Source organism: Micromonospora sp. NPDC048169, assembly GCF_040652815.1.
In the GTDB taxonomy this organism is placed as follows: Bacteria; Actinomycetota; Actinomycetes; order Mycobacteriales; family Micromonosporaceae; genus Micromonospora.
The window spans coordinates 54,962-75,913 of the sequence record NZ_JBEZMS010000022.1 but is presented as its reverse complement, the minus strand read 5'-3'; the positions used below and the strand labels follow the sequence as shown (position 1 = coordinate 75,913).

Genomic DNA, 20,952 nt, shown 5'->3' with positions numbered 1-20,952 from the left:
AGGGAGGCGTCACTCGCCCTGGTCACCGAGGACGAGCACGCGCGCGTGGATCTGGTTGCGCTGCTGGAGCGCCGCGCGCAGCGCCCGGTGCAGGCCGTCCTCCAGGTAGAGGCCGCCGTTCCACTGGACCACGTGCGGGAAGAGGTCGCCGTAGAAGGTGGAGTCCTCCGCGAGCAGCTTGTCCAGCGCCAGTTCGCGCTTGGTGGTGATGAGCTGGTCAAGCCGCAGCGGGCGCGGCGGAATCTCGGCCCACTGCTTCAGCGTGAGGTTGTGCTCCGGGTAGGGACGCCCGTCCCGGACCGCCCTGAAGATCACGGCGTGCTCTCCTCCCCAGGCCAGGCTGACAATGTGGATGTCAGCCTAACCGCTCAGGTCCACCGTCCCCGCCGCACCACATCCTGCACCGGACGCCGCCCTCGGCGCAGCGACGGTGACCGGTGGTCGACGGCCCGGTAACCGATAGTCAACGCACCGATCGGGTGCAGTTCCGGCGGTACCCCGAACGCCTCCCGGTACGCCCCGATCCGTTGCGGCGGGATGCCGAAGAAGCAGGCGCCCAGCCCTTCGTCCACGGCGGTGAGCAGCATCAGCAGCGCCGCGAAACCGGTGTCCACGTACCAGTAGGGCACCGGCCAGCGGTCCTCGTCGCGGTCTGCCCAGCCCTTGTCCGGCTCGGCGTAGCGGTCCAGGTAGGCGTCGCGGTTGGCGTGCGGCACCACGATCAGCGGCGCCCGGCGCATCCCGGCCAGCCAGCGTTCCCGGCCGCCTCCGCCCGGCGTGGTGGCGGCCCAGAACCGTTCCCGGTCCGCCGGTTCCTCAAGCACCAGGAAGCCCCAGCCCTGGGAGAACCCGGCCGACGGGGCCCGGACGGCGTGGTCCAGCAGCCGGTCCACCACCTCCGGCGGCACCGGCCGGTCGGGGTCGTAGTTGCGCACCATCCGGCGGCGCCGGACGACGTCGGCGAACTCCACGCTCAGACCTCCGGGCGGACGCCCCAGGCGCCCCGCCAGGTCTGCCCCGGCTCCAACATGATCAGATCCCGGCCGGAGCGGAACGCGTCGGGCGGGCAGGTCATCGGCTCCACCGCCACCGAACGGCGGTGCCGTTCCCCGCCGAGCGTGTCCCCGGTGAACACCTGCCACCAGCCGAACTCGCGGTCCGCCCAGATCCGCAGCCCGGACGAGCCGTCCGGCGCGCTCAGCACCACCGCCGAGCCGCCGTCGGCGTCCCGCTCGACGTCACCGAACGCGGTGTCGAGCACCAGGTCGCCGATCGGGCGCGGGCTGGTGAAGTCGAACTCGGAGCCGGTCACCTCGGCGGCGGCGACCGGCAGCAGGCGGCTGTCCACCAGCACCCGCCGCCGGGCCGGCACGCGCAGCCGCATCTCGTTCACGCCGACCTTCGGCAGTTGGAGGTACGGGTGCACGGAGAAGCCGAACGGCGCCGGCTCGCCGGAGAGGTTCGTCGCCTCGTGCTCGGCCCGCAGGCCGTCCGGGCCGACGCTCCACCGGGCCCGCAGCCGCAGCGCCCACGGGTAGCCGGGGCTGGGCGGCAGGTCGTAGCCGATGGTGACGCTGTCCGCCGACTGCTCGATCGGCTGCCACCGCGCCCAGTTGACCAGGCCGTGCAGGGCGTTGTGCCGCTCCGGCTCGGTGAGGTCGAGCTGCAACGACCGCTCCCCCACCGTGTAGGCGCCGTCGCGGATGCGGTTCGGCCACGGCGCCAGCACCTGCCCGGCCGAGCCGGGGCAGACCTCGTCCTCGGCGTACCCGTCGAGGTGGTCCACGCCGTCGAAGCGGTAGGCCCGCAGCCCGCCGCCGACCTCGACCACGACGGCCTCGTGGCCGTCGGCGGCGATGGTCCACTGTGTACCGGACGGTGGCTGCACGTCGATCCCCATGCCGGCGACCCTACCGTCAGCGCCGGTCCTCGGCGGGGGTGACCGAGCGATAGCGCAGCAACGCCGGGAACGCCGCCACCAGCAACACCGCCAGGACGGCGGCGGCGATACCGCCTCCGACCATGGCGAAACCGGTGCCGAAGGCGGCGGCCGTCGCACCGGCGCGCAGGTCGCCCAGGCGCGGGCCACCGGCCACCACCACCGTGTTCACGCCCTGGAGGCGGCCCCGCATCCGGTCCGGCGCGTAGACCAGCAGCATCGACTGGCGCAGCGTGGCGCTGACCAGGTCGGCGGCGCCGGCGACGCCGAGCAGCACCACGGCGAGCCACAGGTGCCCGGCCAGGCCGGCGAGCGCGATCGCCACGCCCCAGGCGACCACCGCCACGGTGAGCGCCAGCCCCTGCCGGCGTACCCGGCCGATCCACCCCGAGGTCAGGCCGCCGAGCATCGCGCCGATGGCGATGGAGCTGTAGAGCCAACCCACCGCCGACGCGCCGCCGAAGCGTTCCTGCGCCAGTTCCGGGAAGAGCGCCCGCGGCATGGCCAGGATCATCGCGATCAGGTCGATGGCGAAGGAGAGCAGCAGCACCCGCGTGGTGGCCAGGTAGCGGAAGCCGTCGACGATGCTGGCGAATCCGGCCTTGCGGACGCCGCCGCCCGGGTCCGGCGCGGGCGGCATCGCCGGCAGCCGCAGCGTGGCCCAGAGCGCCGCGGTGTACAGCAGCGCGTCCGCCGCGTACGCGATGGGCAGGGCCGTCTCGACCTGCCACCCGGCGAAGATCAGGCCCGCGGCGAGCGGGCCGAAGACGGCGGCGGCGGTGAACGTGGTGAAGTTCAGCGTGGTGGCCGCCGGGACCAGCTCGGCGGGCACGAGCCGGGGCAGGATCGCGCTGCGGGCCGGCGAGGTGATCGCGAATGCCGTCGACTGGAGGCCCACCAGCAGCAGGAGCAGCAGCGGGCTGCGCACCCCGGCCAGCGACTGCACCAGCAGCCCCAACGTCGAGGCCCAGAGCACGCAGCCGCCGACGAGCAGCACCCGGCGGCGGTCCCGGGCGTCGGCGATCGCGCCGCCCCAAAGCCCGAACACCAGCAGCGGCACGAACCCGGCGATGCCCAGCAGACCGACCCAGAGCGAGCCGCCGGTCAGGTCGAACATCTCCACCGGCACCGCCACGGCGGTGAACTGGAAACCGAACATGGCGACCGCGTTGCCGGTCCACACCCGCCGGTACGCGGGCACGCGCAGCGGGCGCAGGTCGATCGCCCAGCGGCGCGGTTCCCGCCGCCCGGCCTTTGTGACATCGGTCACGGCGCGAGCCGCTCGACCACGAAGAACCCGCCATCGGTACGCCGGAAGCGCAGCCGGTCGTGCAGCCGGCTGGCCCGGCCCTGCCAGAACTCGACAGTCTCCGGACGCACCCGGAACCCGCCCCAGTACGGCGGCGCGGGGATCGGCTCCACGTCGGCGAACCGCTCGGCCGCCGCCCGGTACGCCGAGTCCAGCGCGACCCGGTCCGGCACCACAATCGACTGGGTGCTGGCCCACGCCCCGAGCTGCGAGCCGCGCGGCCGGCTGGCGAAGTACGCCTCGGTCTCGGCGCGGTCCACCCGCTCGACCCGGCCGGTCACAGTCACCTGCCGCTGCATCGGAAACCACGGGAACACCAGGCTGGCCCACGGATTCGCGGTCACCTCGGTGCCCTTGCGCGAGCCGTGATTGGTGTAGAAGACGAAGCCGTCCGGGTCGTACCCCTTGAGCAGCACGGTGCGGCCGCTGGGCCGCCCCCGGTCGTCGGCCGTGCCGAGCACCATCGCGTTCGGCTCGGGCAGCGGATGGGCCACCGCGTCGGCGAACCAGCGGGCGAACTGGGTGTGCCAGTCCGGCGCCAGGTCCGTCTCGGTCAGGCCCAGGTCGGCGGCGTACTCGTTACGCATGCCGGCCGGGGCGGGTGTGTCGCCTGTCACTGTGGTTGTCCCTCTCCCGGGCGTGCCGGCGTCCCCCGACGCTGGCCAGGCCCCGGTACCCAGTCTTCTCCTACTCTCACCGACGGCCAGCGGCGGGGATGTCGCGTGGCGCACAGTGGCTGTGGGTCGCGCAGTCTGTTACCCACCGGGCAAGATGTTCCGAACCACACCCCTGAAGGGTCGCCTGAGCTGCGGGGCTCGATCAGCCCGCCCGGGCGCGCCGAGCCGAAGCCAGGAGACGACATGTCCGATTTCAAACCGGGCCTGGAGGGCGTCGTAGCCTTCGAGACCGAGATCGCCGAACCCGACCGCGCGGGGGGATCACTGCGCTACCGGGGCGTGGATATCGAGGACCTGATCGGCCAGGTCTCGTTCGGCAACGTCTGGGCGCTGCTGGTGGACGGCCGGTTCGGCCCGGGCCTGCCGCCGGCCGAGCCGTTCCCGGTGCCGGTGCACTCCGGTGACATCCGCGTCGACGTGCAGTCCGCGGTCGCCATGCTGGCCCCGTACTGGGGGCTCAACCAGCTTCTCGACATCTCCGACGAGCAGGCCCGCGAGGACCTGGCCCGGGTGTCGGTCACCGCGCTGTCCTTCGTCGCCCAGTCGGCGCGCGGCCTGGGCCTGCCGGCCGTGCCGCAGAAGGAGATCGACAAGGCGGAGACCATCGTCGAGCGGTTCATGAAGCGCTGGCGCGGTGAGCCCGACCCGCGGCACGTCAAGGCCGTCGACGCGTACTTCATCTCGGCCGCCGAGCACGGCCTGAACGCCTCCACCTTCACCGCCCGGATCGTCGCCTCCACCGGTGCGGACGCCGCGGCCTGCATCTCCTCCGGCATCGGCGCGCTCTCCGGCCCGCTGCACGGCGGCGCACCGTCCCGGGTGCTCAGCATGCTGGAGGCGGTCGAGCGCAGCGGCGACGCCGACGGGTACGTCAAGGGCGTGCTGGACCGGGGCGAGCGGCTGATGGGCTTCGGCCACCGGGTCTACCGGGCCGAGGACCCCCGCGCCCGCGTGCTGCGGCGTACCGCCAAGGAGCTGGGCGCGCCCCGCTTCGAGGTCGCCGAGGCGCTGGAGAAGGCCGCGCTGGCCGAGCTCCAGGCCCGCCGCCCGGACCGCGTCCTCGCCACGAACGTCGAGTTCTGGTCGGCAGTGGTGCTGGACTTCGCCGAGGTGCCGGCGCACATGTTCACCTCGATGTTCACCTGCGCCCGGATGGGCGGCTGGTCGGCGCACATCCTGGAGCAGAAGAAGCTCCAGCGGCTGGTCCGGCCGTCGGCCACGTACGTCGGCCACGGCCCGCGCAAGCCGCAGCAGGTCGAGGGCTGGGACGCCATCCCGCACGGCGTCTGACGTGTAAGGAAGGGGCCCCGCTTAACGCCTCCGGTAGAGGCGGGGCCCCTTCTTAACGCCCGCCTCCGTGCACACGAGGCGCTGCGCCGCTGTGGCGCACGACTCAGCACCGACCGTGGGACCAGCCGCCGGTCCGGGCCGCCCGGGTGGGAGGATGAAGGCCGGCAGCGCTGCCGGCCGGGTTCGGACCCCGGCCGCCTCGTGCGCCCGGCGCACGCCCGGCCATCGGTCCGCGCCCGCACCAAGGGCTCGTCCCGCCCACGCGGAAGGATCAAGACAACCGTGGCTGACGTACCGACCATCCGGATTCCCGACGAGATCAGGCCCGCCGACGGACGTTTCGGCTGCGGCCCGTCCAAGGTCCGTCCGGCCGCGGTCTCCGCCATCGCCGACGTCGCCACCAGCTACCTGGGCACGTCGCACCGGCAGAAGACGGTCCGCGACCAGGTGGCCCGGCTGCGCCGCGGCCTGGCCGAGTTCTTCTCCCTGCCCGAGGGGTACGAGGTGGTGCTCGGCAACGGCGGCACCACCGCGTTCTGGGAGGTCGCCACGTTCGGCCTGATCCGTGACCGGGCCCAGTTCGCCAGCTTCGGCGAGTTCGGCGCCAAGTTCGCCAAGTCGGTCGCCGACGCGCCGTTCCTCGGTGAGCCGACCGTCCGCAAGTCCGACGCGGGCAGCGCCCCCACGCTCGTGGCCGAGGCCGGCGTGGACGTCTACGCCACCCCGCACAACGAGACCTCCACCGGCGTCGCGGTGCCGATCAGCCGGGTGGCGGGCGCCGACGAGGGCTCGCTGCTGCTCGTCGACGCCACCTCCGGCGCGGGCGGGCTGGACGTGGACGTCGCCCAGACCGACGTCTACTACTTCGCGCCGCAGAAGTGCTTCGGCTCCGACGGCGGCCTCTGGCTGGCCCTGATGTCGCCGGCCGCGCTGGCCCGGGCCACCGAGGTCAAGGAGTCGGGCCGCTACATCCCGGCCTTCCTCGACCTGGTCACCGCGATCGACAACTCGCGGCTGGAGCAGACGTACAACACCCCGGCGCTGGCGACCATCTTCCTGGCCGCGGAGCAGACCGACTGGATGAACTCCCAGGGCGGGCTGGCCTGGGCGGCCAAGCGCACCGCCGAGAGCGCCGGCATCGTGTACGGCTGGGCCGAGCGCTCGTCGTTCGCCACGCCGTTCGTGTCGGACCCGGCGCTGCGGTCCAACGTGGTCGCCACCGTGGACTTCGCCGACGGGGTGGACGCGACGGCGATCGCCAAGGCGCTGCGCGCCAACGGCATCGTCGACACCGAGCCGTACCGCAAGCTCGGCCGCAACCAGCTACGGGTGGCGCTGTTCCCGGCCGTCGAGCCGGCCGACGTCGAGGCGCTCACCGCGTCCATCGACTACGTGGTCGAGCGACTCTGATCACGCCGTCACGGTGCGTGGTCGTCGGGGCTCCGGCGACCACCCACCGTGATCATTACCGCAGCTCAGTCACGACATGCCGGGGTGTCGCAGTCCCCATCGTCGGGTAGATGAGCGTACGGTGGTGCGAGACGCCCGGGTGGCCGGCTCCCGTGGCGTGACGGCCAGCGAAGCGGGACGGAGGCAAGCCCATGCGCCCAGTACGCTTCGTCGCCCTCTCCGAGGACGGCCAGGCCCTGGTGCTCGCCGACGAGGTGGGGCGCCTGCTGGCGCTGCCCATCGACGAGCGGATCGCGTCGGCGCTGCACGCCGAGCCGGGCGCCCCGCCGCTCGTGGTGGTGCCGAGCGCCACCGACCTGACCCCGTCGCTGTCCCCACGGGACATCCAGGCCCGGATCCGTTCCGGCGAGTCCGCGGAGGACGTCGCCCGCATCGCCGGCGTGCCCGTCGACCGGGTCCTGCGCTACGCCGGCCCGGTGCTCCAGGAACGGGCCATGCTCGCCCAGCACGCCCGGCGCACCCGGCTCAAGGGCGCGGAGAAGCCGACCCCGCTGGCCGAGGTCGTCAACGGCCGGCTGGCCCAGCACGGCATCGACACCGAGAAGATCTCGTGGGACGCCTACCGCCGCGACGACGGCACCTGGCGGATCATCGCGACCTGGCCGTCCGGCAAGGCCACCGCCCAGGCGGTGTGGGATCTGGACAAGACCCGGCAGCACGTCGCCCCGCACGACGACATGGCGCAGTACCTCTGCGCCGAGCGGCCCACGCCGATCCTCGGCCAGGAGCCCGCGCCGGAGCGGGGCGGTCACGCGCTGCCCGGTCCGTCGCGCGGCGAGCCGAGCCGGGGTGGGCACGGCCTGCCGGCCGCCTCCGAGCACGCCCGTCCGGGGCGTGACCCGATCCGCGCCGGCCGGGACGCGCTGCTCGCCTCGCTGGACCGCCCGCTCGGCGGCACGTCCGGGCGTGGTCTCGACACCCGCTCCCCGGCCGCGCTGGCCGGGCCGGAGGCGCCCCGTCAGCGGGCCGTCGCCGGTGGTGCCGCGGCGCTGCTCGGTGGTGGGCAGGGTTCGGCCTTCGACGACGACTCGGACGCGCCGAAGGAGATCCCTGCCGTACCCTCGCTGGCTGTGCTGCGTCCTCGGCGCACCGGCCCCGCGGCGGCGACCGGCGGTGCGGCCGCGGAGTCCACCGAGGCCGGCGGCAAGCCGCGCAAGCGGCTGCCGAGCTGGGACGACGTGCTGTTCGGCACCGGCCCGGCGGCCCGCGAATCCTCCTGATCCACCGCTCCACCCTGGCCCGTTGAGAGGGCACTCTAAGTGCCGGCGTGCCAGGGTGGAGTCATGGAGTACACGAACCTGGGACGCACCGGTCTGTCCGTGAGCCGACTCTGCCTCGGCACGATGAACTTCGGTCCGCAGACCGACGAGCCGGACAGCTTCGCCATCATGGACCGGGCGCTCGAACACGGGATCAACTTCTTCGACACCGCCAACGTCTACGGCTGGAAGCTCGGTGAGGGCGTCACCGAGCAGATCGTCGGCCGTTGGTTCGCGCAGGGCGGCGGGCGCCGCGACAAGGTCGTCCTCGCCACCAAGGTCTACGGCAAGATGGGCGAGTGGCCCAACGAGCAGGGCCTGAGCGCCCGGCACATCATCCGGGCCTGCGAGGACTCGCTGCGCCGGCTCCAGACCGACACGATCGACCTCTACCAGATGCACCACATCTCGCGGACCACGCCGTGGGAGGAGATCTGGCAGGCGATGGAGACGCTCGTCGCCCAGGGCAAGGTCATCTACGTCGGCTCGTCCAACTTCGCCGGCTGGCACATCGCCCAGGCGCAGGCCGCGGCCGGTAAGCGCAACTTCCTCGGTCTCGTCTCCGAGCAGTGCATCTACAACCTGCTGACCCGGTACGTCGAACTGGAGGTCGTACCGGCCGCGCAGCACTACGGCCTGGGCATCATCCCCTGGTCGCCGCTGCACGGCGGGCTGCTCTCCGGCATCTTCCGCAAGATGGCGGAGGGCAGCGCGGCGCGCGGCACCACCGGCCGCTCGGCCGACGCGCTGGCCGAGCACCGCAACACCATCGAGGCGTACGAGAAGCTCTGTGCCGACCTCGGCCACGACCCGGCGGATGTGGCGCTGGCCTGGCTGCTCTCCCGGCCGGGCGTGACCGCCCCGATCGTCGGTCCGCGCACCATGGACCAGCTCGACCGCAACCTCGGCGCCCTCGACGTCCACCTGGACGAGTCGACGCTGACCCGCCTCGACGAGCTGTTCCCGCCCGTCGGCAACGGCGGCCCCGGCCCCGAGGCCTGGGCCTGGTAGGTAAGGAAGGGCCCCTTCTTAACGCCTCCGGTAGAGGAGGGGCCCCTTCTTAACGCCCGGCCGGCCGGGTGCAAAGCCCGACCGGGATGCCCAGCCGGCCGACGGCTAGGCGGCGAGCGGCCAGGCCGCCAGGCGGTCGTATCGGACACGCTGACCGAGATGGCTGCGGACCAGCACCAGCTCGGCGGCCGGCCACTGCGGACCGGCGTACCCGTTCAGGGTGTCTCGGTCGGCGCGAATGTCGGCCTCGGGCAGCCGATCGCCCGGGCGAGCGATGGTCAGGTGCGCCCGGAACGGCTTGTCGTCGCAGGGCAGGCCGGCCCGGCGCAGTCCCTGCTGGATCAGCCGGGCCAGTGTGTCCAGCGCATCCGCCTCGCCCCGCACGTCGACCCAGAGCACAGTGGATCCGCCCTGGCCGAAACTGCCCCCGCCGCCGAGGCTCAGCCGGGGCGGCCCGGCGCGGGACTCCCGCAGCGTCCGTGCGGCCATCCTGAGGGCGCTCTGCACGTCGGTCAGCCGGTCGTCCGGCACCTCGCCGAGGAACGCGAGCGTGAGGTGCAGGTTCGCCGGGTCGGCCAGGCGGGCGTGGCGGGCGCCCGCCACCCGCAGGCCCTTGATCCGGGCGGTCAGATCCGCGACCGCAACGGCAGGCGGGTAGATCGCCGCGAAGAGACGCACCCGCTCAGCGGTGTCGCTGGTGGTGCGCGGCGCGGGCGGCCGGCAGGGTCAGCCCGGCGGCGTGCAGCAGCCCTTCGACGCGTACCCGCTCGATCTCCCGGTCGACGCCGTCCAGTTCGCCGAGATGCTCGGCGATGCCGAGCGCGTGGCAGGCGGCGCGCAGCCGTTCGTCGTACGCCTCGATGACCGCGCCGTGCCACACCACACTGCGGTCGGCGGCGGCGAGCCGGTGGCCGCCGAGGCGGCGCAGGTCGGTGGCGAGCTGTTCCAGCGGACGGCGGCCGCCCTTGTCGAACTCGGTGAGGTCGATGTCGCGGGTCAGCGCCTCGGCCTCGATGGCCCGGTCGAGCCGCGCGATGGTACGGCGTTCCCGACGCTGCTCCCGCCACTCGGCCCAACCGCAGGCGACCCGATCGATGATCTCGTCTGCGCAGAACAGCAGCGCGAGCAGGGCGGGCAGGCAGCAGACGGCGAGGATCGCCAGAGCCAGCAGCAGTCCCTGCCCCACTTCCACACATCGAAGCTAAGCCCTGCCGCACCGGCCCGCCACCCGTTTGGGTAATCGGGCCGGTACGACCGGCTATCGGGGCTACTTGGCGCCGGGTGACACCACGTAGAAGCGGGGCATCGGCAGCATCCGCAGCCGAAGCCGGGCACCGGAGCGGCGCAGTTGCCAGGCGAGCGCCAGCAGCGCGGCGGTCAGCGAGATCAGGCCGCCGGCCCAGATGCTCGCGCCCGCACCGTACGTCTCGGCCACCCAGCCGATCACCGGGGCGCCGACCGGGTTGGTGCCCAGGAACACCAGCACCCACAGCGCCATCACCCGTCCCCGGAAGGACGCGTCGACACCGAGCTGCACCCGCTGGTTTGCCGCCTGGGCGAAGTAGACCATGAAGAACCCGGCGGGCAGGAGCAGCGTCACCACCAGCCAGTACGCCGGGGCGAGCCCGACCAGCGTGCCGAAGGCGGCGCAGCCGATCGCGGCGCCGAGCACCAGCCAGACCGAGGGGCGGCTACGCCGGCCGGTGCCAGCCAGCGCGCCGACCAGCGCTCCGACCGCGAGCGCGGTGCTGAACAGGCCGAACGAGGCGGCGCCGGTGTTGAACACGGTCTTCGCGAGCGCGGCGAGGGTGAGCTGGAAGTTGAACAGGCTCATCCCGATCACCGACATGAGGACCATCGGCAGCAGGATGTCCGGCCGCCGCGCCACGTACCGGAGGCCGTCGACCACCCGGGCCTGGTCCCGCTCGCCGGTCGGCGGCAGGTCCTTGCGGTACAGCTCCTCGGTACGCATCCGGACCACGTTCACCAGCGGGGCGATCGAGCTGAGCGCGGTGACCAGGAAGACCGGGCCGACGTCGACGGCGGCGATGGCCAGGCCGGCGACGGCCGGGCCGACGATCCGGGCGGAGTTGAACACCGCCGCGTTGAGCGAGAGCGCGTTCGGCAGCAGCGACATGCCGACCAGCTCGGAGACGAACGCCTGGCGCACCGGCGTCTCGACCGCGTTGGCGACGCCGAGCAGGGCGGCGAACGTGAAGACGTGCCAGAGCTGCACCAGGCCGGTGAGGACCAGGGCGCTCATGGCGAGCGCCAGCACGGTCCAGAACGCGTTGGCGACGAAGAGCAGCATCCGCTTGTCGTAGCGGTCGGCGAGCCGGCCGGACAGCAGCGTGAGCAGGAGTACGGGGGTGAACTGCAACGCGGTGACCACGCCGAGGGCGGTCGCGGAGTTGTCGCTGAGCTCGAGGACGAGCCAGTCCTGGGCGATGAACATCATCCAGACGCCGATCAGTTTGACCAGCTGTCCGGTGGCGAAGAGTCGGTAGTTACGGACTCGTAGGGACTGGAACATCGTGCTCAGCTTGGCCTGCACTCTAGGTGCGCCTCCTCGCGTCGGTACGTTTCATCCACGAGTGACGAAGCGAACCGCGGGCGGCGGTGTCAGGCGCGAGCGATGCCCTGGAGGATCTCCGCGGCACGCCGTAGCGTGTCGCGTTCGTCCTCGGTCAGTGCGGCCAGCCGGTTGGCCAGCCATTCGTTCCGGGCCCGCTCGAACTGGTCGAGCACGGCCCTTCCCCCTTCGGTAGCCGCCAGTATGACCTGCCGTCCGTCGGTCGGATGGGGAGTCCGCTGCACGAGGCCGCGTTCCTCCAACTTCGCGACGATCTTCGTCATCGTGGGTGGCTGCACCCGTTCGACATCGGCCAGTTCCCGTGGCGTGAGGGCGCCCGCCAGCTTGAGGCTGGTGAGCGCCGACAGCTGGGTGACCGTGAGGTCGCCGACCGGCCGGGCTTGTCGGACCCGCCGGTTGAGCCGGGTGATCGCATCTCGCAACTGAGGGGCCAGTTGCGCCGGTGGCACGCGTTTCGCCGTCACCGTCCGCTCCGTCACAACTAGTTAGCTTAACTAATGAGCCTGGCTAACGACATGCGTTATGACCAGGCTCACCAGCGTCAGAGCAACACGGACTCGACGGGCCCGCGCAGGAAGTACACGACGAACAGCACGGCGACCCCGTACAGCAGGGGGTGGACCTCGCGGGCCTTGCCCTTCGCCACCTTCAGCAGCACGAAGCTGATCACGCCGGCCCCGATGCCGTTCGAGATCGAGTAGGTGAACGGCATCAGCGCGATGGTGAGGAACGCCGGGATGGCGATCTCGTAGTCGGTCCAGTCGATCGTGCGGACCGCCGTCATCATCAGGAAGCCGACCACCACCAGCGCCGTCGACGCGGCCTCGAACGGCACGATCAGCGACAGCGGCGCCAGGAACATGGCGAGCAGGAACAACACGCCGGTGACCAGGTTGGCCACGCCGGTCCGGGCGCCCTCCGCGACGCCTGCGGCGCTCTCGATGTACGAGGTGTTGCTGGACACCGAGGCCGCGCCACCAGCGGCGGCGGCGATCGAGTCGACGAGCAGGATCTCCTTGGCCTTCGGCGGGGTGCCCGTCTCGTCGAGCATGTCCCCTTCCTGACCGATCGCGACCATCGTGCCCATGGTGTCGAAGAAGTCCGTGATCAGCAGGGTGAAGATGAACATCAGCGGCACCAGCCAGCCGACCCGGCTCCACGAGTTCAGCACGTTGAACTGACCCAGCAACGACAGGTCGGGCACGTCCACGATCTGCTTCGGCAGCTCGGGAACGTTCAGCGACCAGCCCTTCGGGTTCGGCTTGCCGTCGACGAAGGACGGGCCGACCTTGGCGACCGCCTCGACCACGATGGCCAGCACGGTGGAGGCCAGGATGCCGATCAGGATCGCGCCCCGGACCCGGCGCACCACGAGCACCAGGGTGATCAGCAGGCCGACCACGAAGACGAGCATCGGCCAGCTGACGATCTTGCCGTTGATGCCCAGCCCGACCGGCACCGTCGAGTTCGCCGCGTCCGGCACCCGCCTGACGAAACCGGCGTCGACCAGGCCGATGATGGTCAGGAACAGACCGATGCCGACACCGATCGCGGTCTTGAGCTGCGTCGGCACCGAGCGGAACACCGCGGTACGCAGCCCGGTGAGCACCAGGATGCCGATCAGCACACCCTCGATGACCACCAGGCCCATCGCGTCCGCCCAGGTCATCTGCGGCGCGATCTCGTACGCCACGAGCGCGTTCACGCCCAGGCCGGCGGCGAGCGCGATCGGGAACCGGGCCACCACGCCCATCAGGATCGTCATCAGGCCGGCGACCAGGGCGGTCGCCGCGGCGAGCGCCGGAATGGCGAGCGAACGCCCGTCACCGTCCTTCCCGCTGCCCAGGATCAGCGGGTTCAACACCACGATGTACGCCATCGTGAAGAACGTGGCGAGGCCGCCTCGGATCTCACGGCTCAGCGTCGACCCGCGAGCCGAGATCAGGAAGAAGCGGTCGAAGGCGTTTCGTGGGTGCGCGGGATCGGGCGGCGTGCCGTGATCCGGCGGCGGAGCAATGGACATCGGGTCCTCATCTAGGTCATCGACTGGATTTTGTCGCGCGCATCGTCCCAGATCACCCGCCTGGCAGGGAAGAACGATCACGTACGCTGGGCCAGTGTCACAGGAGCAACAGCCGCGGCCGGAGCCGCTCGACCCGCCGATGGTGCCGTTCGCCGTCGCCGGGCTGATCGCCTGGGCGGTGGCCGGCCTGGTGCTACTGATCTTCTTCCGGGACTGGCTCACCGAATCCGGGCGTCAGAACTGGCTCTGGACCTGCCTCGCCGGTTTCCTGTGGGGCTTTCCCGGCCTGGCGGTGATGATGCGGCACGACGCCAACCGGCGCCGCCGACGCGCTGCCGCCGGGCGGCGGCAGCACTGACCGATCAGGGGTGGCCGTACGGCTCCGCCGGCTCGGCCGCCTCCACCGAGCCCGGGGCCCGGCTGACAGTCATCGACTCGACCGCGCTGTCGTCGTAGACGGTGGGCAGTTCGTCGACTGGCGTCTCCGGCGTTTCCACAAGCGTCTCGGAGTGCGCGCCGCACCCGTGGTCGGCGCTCACCACCCGGCCGTCGTCCGGGGCGTAGAAGTTGCCGCAGGCGCCGAAGGCCAGGCGCAGCGAACCGGCCAGCGGCAGGTAGAAGCCGCAGGTGCCGCAGCGGGCGGCGGCCGGCGCGGCGACCGAGATCGCGGCGTCCGGGCCGTGGTCACCGTCGTACCAGCGCTGGGCGGCCTCGGCACGGCCCTCCCGGGACAGCACCCGGGGCCGGCCCAGGCCCAGCTCCCAGGCGGTCTCCTCCACTGCCGGATCGTCGGAGAGCAGGTAGCCGGGGGCGAGCCGCTCGTCGTCGGCCGGGGTGGGCAGCAGGTCACCCGGGCCCAGGTCGCCCGGCTTGAGCCGCTCCTGCCACGGCAGCCAGCCCGGGGCGAGCAGCGCGTCCGGGCCCGGTAGCAGCACCGTCTCGCAGACGGTGACGTGCCGGCTGCGCGGCACCCGGGTCACCGTGACGGCCCAGCGCCAGCCGCGGTAACCGGCCATCCGGCACTCGAAGTAGTGGGTGACGACCCGATCGCCCTCGGCGACCGCCTGGAGATGGTCGCCGATGTCGGTGGGCTCCACCTCGGTGATCGCGTCGCGGGCCACCTCGACGGCGGCGGCGCAGACCTGGTCGAGCCGGGGAGCGCGGGCGGAGGCGGGCCTGGTCACCGGACCATTGTTCCCCATGCCCGTCCACGGGCGACAGGCACTCCCCGGAGTCATTCTCTCCGGGTGATGCGGCGCACGTGGAGCGGATGGGCGAGGATGGGACGCATGGCGCTGTCCTCCCGCTCCGGCCGCTCCTTTCTCGGGCGGACCGTCGGCACCGGCATCCGCGCCACCCGGCTGCTGCTGCGGGGCTCGCTGCACGGTGGGCGCTGGATGACCCGGCGGGCCGGCACCGCCCGGGCCCGCAGCGCGGGCAACGAGGTGGGCATGGTCCGCCTGTTCGACCTGCACGCGCTCTCCTGCGCCGGTGACACGCTCATCGCGATCGGCCTGGCCGGGACGATCTTCTTCGACGTGCCGCTGGGCGAGGCGCGCAACAAGGTGGCCCTCTACCTGCTGGTGACCATGGTCCCGTTCGCCATGCTCGCCCCGGTGGTCGGCCCGCTGCTCGACCACTTCCGCCACGGCCGGCGGTACGCGCTCGCCACCACCATGCTCGGCCGGGCGTTCCTGGCGTGGCTGATCTCCGACTACATCGGCGGTTTCGGGCTCTACCCGGCGGCGTTCGGCGTGCTCGCGCTCTCCCGGGCATACGGTGTGGCCCGCTCGGCGGCGGTCCCCCGGCTGCTCCCCGAAGGGCTGGGGCTGTCCCAGGTAGGGGCGCGCGCGAGCGTCTACGGCACGGTGGCCGGCGCGCTCGTCGCGCCGATCGGGCTGGCCGCGTTCTGGTTCGGGCCGCAGTGGCCGCTGCGGGTCGCCTCGGTGATCTTCCTGATCGGCATGGTGATCTCGCTCCGGCTGCCGCCGAAGGCCGACTCCGAGCCGCCCGAGCGGATGCCGCACCCGCTGCGCGCGCTGCGCCGCCGCGACGGCGAGCGCCCGCTGGGCCGGGGCCGCCCCAGCGGACGGCTGGTGATCGCCACGCTGATCGGCGCGGCGGCGCTGCGCGGGCTCTACGGCTTCCTGCTGCTGTTCCTGGCCTTCGCGATCAAGGCCGGTGACCTGACCACCGACTTCTTCGGCCGCGACCTCGGCGCCCAGGGCGCGCTGGGCCTGGTCGGCGGCGCGCTGGCGGTAGGCACGTTCCTCGCCACCGCGCTCGGCACCCGGCTGCGCATCCACCGGCCGACAGCGCTCCAGTCGAGCGGCACGATAGTGGTGGCCGGTGTGGCGGTGCTCGCCGCGCTGAAGTTCTCGCTGCCGATGGTGGCGCTGCTCTGCCTGGTGGCCGCCATGATGAGCGGGATCGCCAAGCTTGCGGTGGACGCCTCGATCCAGGAACGCATCCCGGAGCGGCTGCGCGCCAGCTCGTTCGCGCACTCGGAGACCGCGCTGATGCTGGCGTTCGTGGCCGGCGGCGGGCTCGGGCTGGTGCCGTTCACCGGCCTGATCGGCGTGACGGTGGCCGCCGCGGTGGCCGCGCTGGTGGCCGTACGCGGCGTGCTCGTCGCCGGCAAGCTGCGCGGTGAGCACCTGGCCGGCCGGCCGCTCGGCGACGAGGAGCTGGCCGCGGAACAGGCGACCCGCGACGAGAAGACGGCCACCACCTCGCTCGACGACCCGGCGCCCACCTCACCGGCGCCCCAGCGCTCCGGCCCGCCGCCGGACGACGAGGGGCTGGCACCGCCCGGCTTCCACATCTACCGGCCGTCCTCCTCGGTGGGCGGTCCGGGCGGCGTCGAGGACACCGAGCGGCGTGATCCCCGGGGGCCGGTGGCGTGAGCGGTCTGCTCGTGGTCACTGCCGTGCCGGCAGAGGCCGAGGCGATCCGTGCCGGCCTCACCGCACCGGCAGCGCCGGACATGACGATGCCGCCGGACAGGACTGCATCGCCGGACGGGACGATGCCGCCGGACGTGACGGTGCTGCCCGTCGGGGTCGGCCCAGCCGTCGCCGGGGCCGCCACGGCACGGCTGCTGGCGCTGGCCGAGGCGGCCGGGCGACCGTACCGGGCGGTGGTCAGCGCCGGCATCGCCGGAGGGTTCGTCGGCCGGGTCGCGGTGGGCGGCACGGTGCTCGCCGACCGCAGCGTCGCCGCCGACCTCGGCGCCGAGTCGCCCGCCGGTTTCATCCCGGTCGAGGACCTGGGCATGCCCCCCGAGTTGCTGGGCGGCGGCCGGATCGTCGCCGCCGACCCGGGCCTGCTGGCCCGTCTGCGCGCCGCGCTGCCGGGGGCGACCGTCGGCACGGTGCTCACCGTCAGCACGGTGACCGGCACCGCCGCCAGCACGGCGGTGCTCGCCGAACGGCACCCGGACGCGGTGGCCGAGGCCATGGAGGGGTACGGCGTGGCGGTCGCCGCCGCCCAGGCCGCCGTGCCCTTCGCCGAGCTGCGGACCGTCTCCAACCCGATCGGCCCGCGCGACCGGAGCGCGTGGCGGATGCGGGAGGCGTTCGCCGCGCTCACCGCCGCGGCGGCCGCCCTCCACTGATCCCGTCCACCTGTGGATAACCCTGTGGAGAAGTCGTCGGGCTGGGGACGGCGGGCTCAGATCGTGATGACGACCTTGGCTCGTGCGTGCTCGGTTTCGAGGTAGCGGACTGCCTCGGGCACCTCGGGCAGCGAATACGTCCGGTCGACCGCAGGGGTGAGCTGGCCGGCCTCGGCGTGCTCGCGCAGCACGTCGAGGTGCGCCCGGCCGGGTGAGGTGGCGAGGACGACGACGCGCTGGCTGATGACCGGCGCGACCAGCCGTCCCCGCGCCAGCAGCCCGATCGGGCCGAGAAGGCTGCCGCCCCGGTAGACGCCACCACCGGAGAGCACGAGCGTCCCGCCCGGCGTGAGCGCCCGCCGCAACGCGGTCAGGGAGCGGTTGCCGACCAGGTCGAACACCACGTCGTGGCGGCGCCCGTCGCGGGTGAAGTCGTCGTGGGTGTAGTCGACCACGTGGTCGGCGCCCAGGGAGCGGACCAGCGCGACGTTGCGGGTGCGGCACACGCCTGTCACCGTCGCGCCGAGCGCCTTCGCCAACTGCACGGCGAGCGTGCCGACGCCGCCGGAGGCACCGTTGATCAGGACGCGGTGGCCGGGCCGGACCCGCCCGGCGTCGCGCAGGCCCTGGAGCGCGGTGACGCCTGCCAGCGGCAGTGCCGCCGCCTGCGCCGGGGTCAGGTTCGCCGGCCGCGGCGCGACCAGGTGCTCGGGCACGCACACGTACTCGGCGAACGCGCCGTCGGCCTCGCCGAGGTCGCCGAAGACGGCGTCGCCGGGGCGTACCTGCCGCACCTGGGCGCCGACGGCCTCGACCCGGCCCGCGAAGTCGCGGCCCCGGATGCGGGCCCGGGGCCGCGCGAGGCCGAGCGCCAGCCGCGACAGCCGGGGGTCGCCGCGCATGACGTGCCAGTCGTACGCGTTCAGCGCGGCTGCCTCGACCCGGACGAGGACGTCGCCGGGGCCGGGCGCGGGCGTCTCGACGTCGGCGAGCACGAGTGTCTCCGGTGGGCCGTACCGGTCCTGGACGATCGCCTTCATGTCGCCACTCCCTCCCAGGTGTACGGCGTACACCATGATGGCACAAGGCTAGGTGTACGCCGTACACCAGTCAAGGCGGTTACTGTGTCAACGGCCTTCGGGAGGACTGGGGACGACATGGCGGAGCAGGCGGAGACGGCACGAAGGGCACCCCTGACCAGGGATCGCGTCCTGCGTACCGCCGTCGTGCTCGCCGACCGGACCGGCATCGAGTCGCTGAGCATGCGCAACCTCGCGCAGGACCTCGGCGTCGTGCCGATGGCCCTCTACAAGCACGTCGCCAACAAGGACGAACTGCTCGACGGCATGATCGACATCGTCGTCGCGGAGATCGACCCGCCAGCGCCCGGCGACTGGAAGCAGGCGATCCGCCGGCGCATCCTGTCGGCGCGGCAGATGCTGCTCCGCCACCCCTGGGCGTCGCTGGCGATCGAGTCCCGGACCACGCCCACCCCGGCCGTCCTGGCCTACCTCGACTCGACAGTCGGCGCGCTGCGGGCCGGCGGTTTCTCCACCGACCTGGCCCACCACGTCATGCACGCGCTGGGCAGCCGGGTCCTGGGCTTCAGCCAGGAACTGTTCGACACCTCCCGGCAGGCCGGGCGATCCGGCGCGACCAGCGCCGGCACACCGGCGGACCTGCCGCCGGAGGTGGCCGCCCGGTTCCCGCACCTCGCCGCCATCGCCACCGCCGCGTCCCACGACGACGACTCGGTGGTCGGGCCGGGCTGCGACGACCAGTTCGAGTTCGAGTTCGCCCTGGACCTGCTGCTCGACGGCATCGAGCGGCTGCACCGGACCGGCTGGACGTCACACCGGACGGGGTGACGGGCCGCCCGGCCGCCGGGGTTACGGTGGGACCGTGGCGCTCTCCCTGGCGATCTCCCCCTGCCCCAACGACACGTTCGTCTTCGACGCCCTGGTGCACGGCCGGGTGCCGGGCGCCCCGCCGGTCGAGGTGACCTACGCGGACGTGGACGTCACGAACACCGCCGCCCAGCGGGGGGCGTTCGACCTGGTGAAGGTCAGCTACGCGGCGCTGCCCTGGCTGCTGGAGGACTACCACCTGCTGCCCTGCGGCGGCGCGCTCGGGCGGGGCTGCGGCCCGCTGGTGCTGACCCGTGGCGACCGGACCGACCTGTCCGGCGCGACGGTGGCGGTGCCCGGCGAGCGGACCACTGCGTACCTGCTGTTCCGGCTCTGGGCGGCCGACCAGGCACCGGCGCGCATCGAGGTGGTGCCGTTCCACGAGATCATGCCGGGTGTGGCCGCCGGCCGGTACGACGCCGGCCTGGTCATCCACGAGGCGCGCTTCACCTACCCGCGGCACGGGTTGACCGCGCTCGTCGACCTGGGCGAGTGGTGGGAGGGCGACACCGGGCTGCCGATCCCGCTCGGCGCGATCCTGGCCCGGCGGGGCGCCGTCGACCCGGTCGAGGCCACCGCCTGGATCCGCGAGTCGGTACGCCAGGCGTGGGCCGACCCGGAGGCCAGCCGGGAGTACGTCCTCGCGCACGCCCAGGAGATGGAGCCCGACGTGGTGGACCGGCACATCGGCCTCTACGTCAACGAGTTCACCGCCGACCTGGGTGAGGCCGGCTTCGCCGCCGTGGAGGCGCTGCTGGGCCGGGCCGCCGACGCCGGGCTCGTCCCTCAGACCTCCAGCTCGCGCGCCACCGCGTGGACCAGCTGAGCGATCTTCTGGGAGGTCTTCCGGTCCGGGAAGCGACCCCGGCGCAGGTCCGGCTGGACCTTCGCCTCCAGCACCTTGATCATGTCTTCCACCAGGCCGTGGAGTTCCTCGGCCGGCCGGCGGCGCAGCTCCGCCACGGACGGCGGCGCCTCCAGCAGCTTGACCCCCATCGCCTGGGCGCCCCGCCGGCTGTCGACCACGCTGAAATCGACCCGCTGGCCACCCTTCAGGTCGGCGACACCCGCCGGTAGCGCGCCCTTCGGCAGGAACACGTCGCCACCCTCGTCACTGGTGACGAACCCGTACCCCTTGGCGGCGTCGTACCACTTCACTCGACCCGTCGGCACCTGTTGAACCCCGCTCCACTCGAACCGTCTACCCCTCCAAGGCTAGCCCGATGATCCGGTCCAGCGCCCTCGGGAATTCGACGAGATCATCAAGCACCAGATACGCCCCGGCCTCGGCCAGCTCGTCGGCCGAGCAGGGGCCGGTCGCCACTGCCACGCCCGGGATTCCCGCGGCCCGCGCGGCGGCCATGTCGGCCACGTGGTCGCCCACGTAGAGCGTGGCGCCGTGCTCGCGCAACGCGACCGCCTTCTGCTCCGCGAACACGTCCCCGGCCAGCTCGTCCACCGGCAGGCCGAGATGGTCCAGGTGCAGCTTCGCCAGCCGGCCGATCTTCGCGGTCACCACCATCGTCCGGCCGCCGCGCTCGTGCACCGCGCGCAGCGCGGCCTCGGCACCCGGCATCGGCACGGTCGGAGTGATCGCGTACGCCGGATACAGCTCCCGGTAGTGCGTCACCGCCTCCTCGACGCGCTCCGGCGGGAACCAGTGCGCCAGCTCGGTACGCAGCGGCGGGCCCAGCCGGGAGACGGCCAGTTCCCCGTCCACATGCACGCCCGTGCGCGCGGTCAGCGCCCGGAACGCGGCGGCGATCCCGGGGCGGGAGTCGACCAGTGTCATGTCGAGGTCGAAGCCGACCATCAGCGGAGGCATGCCGAGAACCTACCCAGCGGGCTAGCGTGGTAC

Annotated in this window: 23 protein-coding genes; 9 read left to right on the top strand and 14 right to left on the bottom strand. The window is 72.8% G+C overall.

Annotated elements, in window-relative coordinates; all coding sequences use genetic code 11:
• Nucleotides 1–9: 9 nt before the first annotated feature.
• The 5 genes from AB0D28_RS19650 to pdxH are packed head-to-tail and all read right to left on the bottom strand — an operon-like array spanning nucleotide 10 to nucleotide 3,835.
• On the bottom strand, nucleotides 10–315 hold the full coding sequence (locus tag AB0D28_RS19650; protein ID WP_013283726.1) for a type II toxin-antitoxin system VapB family antitoxin: 306 nt from the start codon (nucleotides 313–315) through the stop codon (nucleotides 10–12).
• A gap of 53 nt (nucleotides 316–368) precedes the next feature.
• Nucleotides 369–971: a nitroreductase family protein gene (locus AB0D28_RS19645; protein WP_357387603.1), complete on the bottom strand. Its 603-nt coding sequence runs from the start codon at nucleotides 969–971 to the stop codon at nucleotides 369–371.
• Nucleotides 972–973: 2 nt separating this feature from the next.
• The gene (locus AB0D28_RS19640; protein ID WP_357387601.1) at nucleotides 974–1,900 is read right to left on the bottom strand and encodes an aldose 1-epimerase family protein; all 927 of its coding nucleotides are present in this window, start codon (nucleotides 1,898–1,900) and stop codon (nucleotides 974–976) included.
• A gap of 16 nt (nucleotides 1,901–1,916) precedes the next feature.
• Nucleotides 1,917–3,209 (bottom strand): MFS transporter, encoded by a 1,293-nt coding sequence (locus AB0D28_RS19635; protein WP_357387599.1) that lies wholly within the window; start codon nucleotides 3,207–3,209, stop codon nucleotides 1,917–1,919.
• Nucleotides 3,206–3,835 carry a pyridoxamine 5'-phosphate oxidase gene (gene pdxH / locus AB0D28_RS19630; RefSeq protein ID WP_357387660.1) on the bottom strand — a complete coding sequence of 210 codons (630 nt, stop codon included), beginning with the start codon at nucleotides 3,833–3,835 and terminating at the stop codon, nucleotides 3,206–3,208. Before pdxH ends, AB0D28_RS19635 begins: the two co-directional genes overlap by 4 nt.
• A gap of 273 nt (nucleotides 3,836–4,108) precedes the next feature.
• Here pdxH and AB0D28_RS19625 point away from each other — a divergent pair, with 273 nt between their 5' ends.
• The 4 genes from AB0D28_RS19625 to AB0D28_RS19610 all read left to right on the top strand — a co-directional run bounded on the left by AB0D28_RS19625 (nucleotide 4,109) and on the right by AB0D28_RS19610 (nucleotide 8,955).
• Nucleotides 4,109–5,215 carry a citrate synthase 2 gene (locus tag AB0D28_RS19625; protein ID WP_013283721.1) on the top strand — a complete coding sequence of 369 codons (1,107 nt, stop codon included), beginning with the start codon at nucleotides 4,109–4,111 and terminating at the stop codon, nucleotides 5,213–5,215.
• Nucleotides 5,216–5,497: 282 nt separating this feature from the next.
• The gene (gene serC / locus AB0D28_RS19620; RefSeq protein ID WP_357387597.1) at nucleotides 5,498–6,625 is read left to right on the top strand and encodes a phosphoserine transaminase; all 1,128 of its coding nucleotides are present in this window, start codon (nucleotides 5,498–5,500) and stop codon (nucleotides 6,623–6,625) included.
• 191 nt (nucleotides 6,626–6,816) lie between these two features.
• Nucleotides 6,817–7,905 (top strand): septation protein SepH, encoded by a 1,089-nt coding sequence (gene sepH, locus AB0D28_RS19615; RefSeq protein WP_357387595.1) that lies wholly within the window; start codon nucleotides 6,817–6,819, stop codon nucleotides 7,903–7,905.
• A 63-nt stretch (nucleotides 7,906–7,968) separates the two neighbouring features.
• A complete protein-coding gene (locus tag AB0D28_RS19610; protein WP_357387593.1) occupies nucleotides 7,969–8,955 on the top strand; it encodes an aldo/keto reductase in 987 nt (328 codons plus the stop codon).
• A gap of 105 nt (nucleotides 8,956–9,060) precedes the next feature.
• On the opposite strand, the gene thpR is transcribed toward AB0D28_RS19610, so the two are convergent.
• The 5 genes from thpR to AB0D28_RS19585 all read right to left on the bottom strand — a co-directional run bounded on the left by thpR (nucleotide 9,061) and on the right by AB0D28_RS19585 (nucleotide 13,571).
• Nucleotides 9,061–9,633 carry an RNA 2',3'-cyclic phosphodiesterase gene (gene thpR / locus AB0D28_RS19605; RefSeq protein WP_357387591.1) on the bottom strand — a complete coding sequence of 191 codons (573 nt, stop codon included), beginning with the start codon at nucleotides 9,631–9,633 and terminating at the stop codon, nucleotides 9,061–9,063.
• 4 nt (nucleotides 9,634–9,637) lie between these two features.
• Nucleotides 9,638–10,147: a hypothetical protein gene (locus tag AB0D28_RS19600; protein WP_357387589.1), complete on the bottom strand. Its 510-nt coding sequence runs from the start codon at nucleotides 10,145–10,147 to the stop codon at nucleotides 9,638–9,640.
• A 75-nt stretch (nucleotides 10,148–10,222) separates the two neighbouring features.
• The gene (locus AB0D28_RS19595) at nucleotides 10,223–11,509 is read right to left on the bottom strand and encodes an MFS transporter (protein ID WP_357387587.1); all 1,287 of its coding nucleotides are present in this window, start codon (nucleotides 11,507–11,509) and stop codon (nucleotides 10,223–10,225) included.
• Between the two features lie 68 nt (nucleotides 11,510–11,577).
• Entirely contained in the window at nucleotides 11,578–12,027 is a 450-nt protein-coding gene (locus AB0D28_RS19590; RefSeq protein ID WP_357387585.1) for a MarR family transcriptional regulator, read from the bottom strand.
• Between the two features lie 62 nt (nucleotides 12,028–12,089).
• A complete protein-coding gene (locus tag AB0D28_RS19585; protein WP_357387583.1) occupies nucleotides 12,090–13,571 on the bottom strand; it encodes an NCS2 family permease in 1,482 nt (493 codons plus the stop codon).
• Nucleotides 13,572–13,665: 94 nt separating this feature from the next.
• Between AB0D28_RS19585 and AB0D28_RS19580 the strand changes: the two genes are divergently transcribed.
• The gene (locus tag AB0D28_RS19580) at nucleotides 13,666–13,929 is read left to right on the top strand and encodes a DUF2530 domain-containing protein (RefSeq protein WP_357387581.1); all 264 of its coding nucleotides are present in this window, start codon (nucleotides 13,666–13,668) and stop codon (nucleotides 13,927–13,929) included.
• 4 nt (nucleotides 13,930–13,933) lie between these two features.
• Here the strand turns inward: AB0D28_RS19580 and AB0D28_RS19575 are convergent, their stop codons facing one another.
• On the bottom strand, nucleotides 13,934–14,773 hold the full coding sequence (locus AB0D28_RS19575; protein WP_357387579.1) for a DUF3027 domain-containing protein: 840 nt from the start codon (nucleotides 14,771–14,773) through the stop codon (nucleotides 13,934–13,936).
• Between the two features lie 87 nt (nucleotides 14,774–14,860).
• On the opposite strand from AB0D28_RS19575, the gene AB0D28_RS19570 reads away from it, so the two are divergent.
• Nucleotides 14,861–16,477 (top strand): MFS transporter, encoded by a 1,617-nt coding sequence (locus tag AB0D28_RS19570; RefSeq protein ID WP_357387577.1) that lies wholly within the window; start codon nucleotides 14,861–14,863, stop codon nucleotides 16,475–16,477.
• Nucleotides 16,474–17,187, top strand: coding sequence for a futalosine hydrolase (locus AB0D28_RS19565; protein WP_357387575.1), 714 nt, complete (start codon nucleotides 16,474–16,476; stop codon nucleotides 17,185–17,187). Before AB0D28_RS19570 ends, AB0D28_RS19565 begins: the two co-directional genes overlap by 4 nt.
• 56 nt (nucleotides 17,188–17,243) lie before the next feature.
• On the opposite strand, the gene AB0D28_RS19560 is transcribed toward AB0D28_RS19565, so the two are convergent.
• Nucleotides 17,244–18,227: an NAD(P)-dependent alcohol dehydrogenase gene (locus AB0D28_RS19560; RefSeq protein WP_357387573.1), complete on the bottom strand. Its 984-nt coding sequence runs from the start codon at nucleotides 18,225–18,227 to the stop codon at nucleotides 17,244–17,246.
• 117 nt (nucleotides 18,228–18,344) lie between these two features.
• Between AB0D28_RS19560 and AB0D28_RS19555 the strand changes: the two genes are divergently transcribed.
• Nucleotides 18,345–19,055, top strand: a complete 711-nt coding sequence (locus tag AB0D28_RS19555; RefSeq protein ID WP_357387571.1) for a TetR/AcrR family transcriptional regulator C-terminal domain-containing protein — start codon at nucleotides 18,345–18,347, stop codon at nucleotides 19,053–19,055.
• A 34-nt stretch (nucleotides 19,056–19,089) separates the two neighbouring features.
• Nucleotides 19,090–19,920: a 1,4-dihydroxy-6-naphthoate synthase gene (locus AB0D28_RS19550; RefSeq protein WP_357387569.1), complete on the top strand. Its 831-nt coding sequence runs from the start codon at nucleotides 19,090–19,092 to the stop codon at nucleotides 19,918–19,920.
• On the opposite strand, the gene AB0D28_RS19545 is transcribed toward AB0D28_RS19550, so the two are convergent.
• The gene (locus AB0D28_RS19545; RefSeq protein WP_030503574.1) at nucleotides 19,881–20,267 is read right to left on the bottom strand and encodes a cold shock domain-containing protein; all 387 of its coding nucleotides are present in this window, start codon (nucleotides 20,265–20,267) and stop codon (nucleotides 19,881–19,883) included. The genes AB0D28_RS19550 and AB0D28_RS19545 overlap by 40 nt on opposite strands.
• Before the next feature lie 28 nt (nucleotides 20,268–20,295).
• Entirely contained in the window at nucleotides 20,296–20,919 is a 624-nt protein-coding gene (locus tag AB0D28_RS19540) for an HAD hydrolase-like protein (protein ID WP_357387567.1), read from the bottom strand.
• Nucleotides 20,920–20,952: the final 33 nt, after the last annotated feature.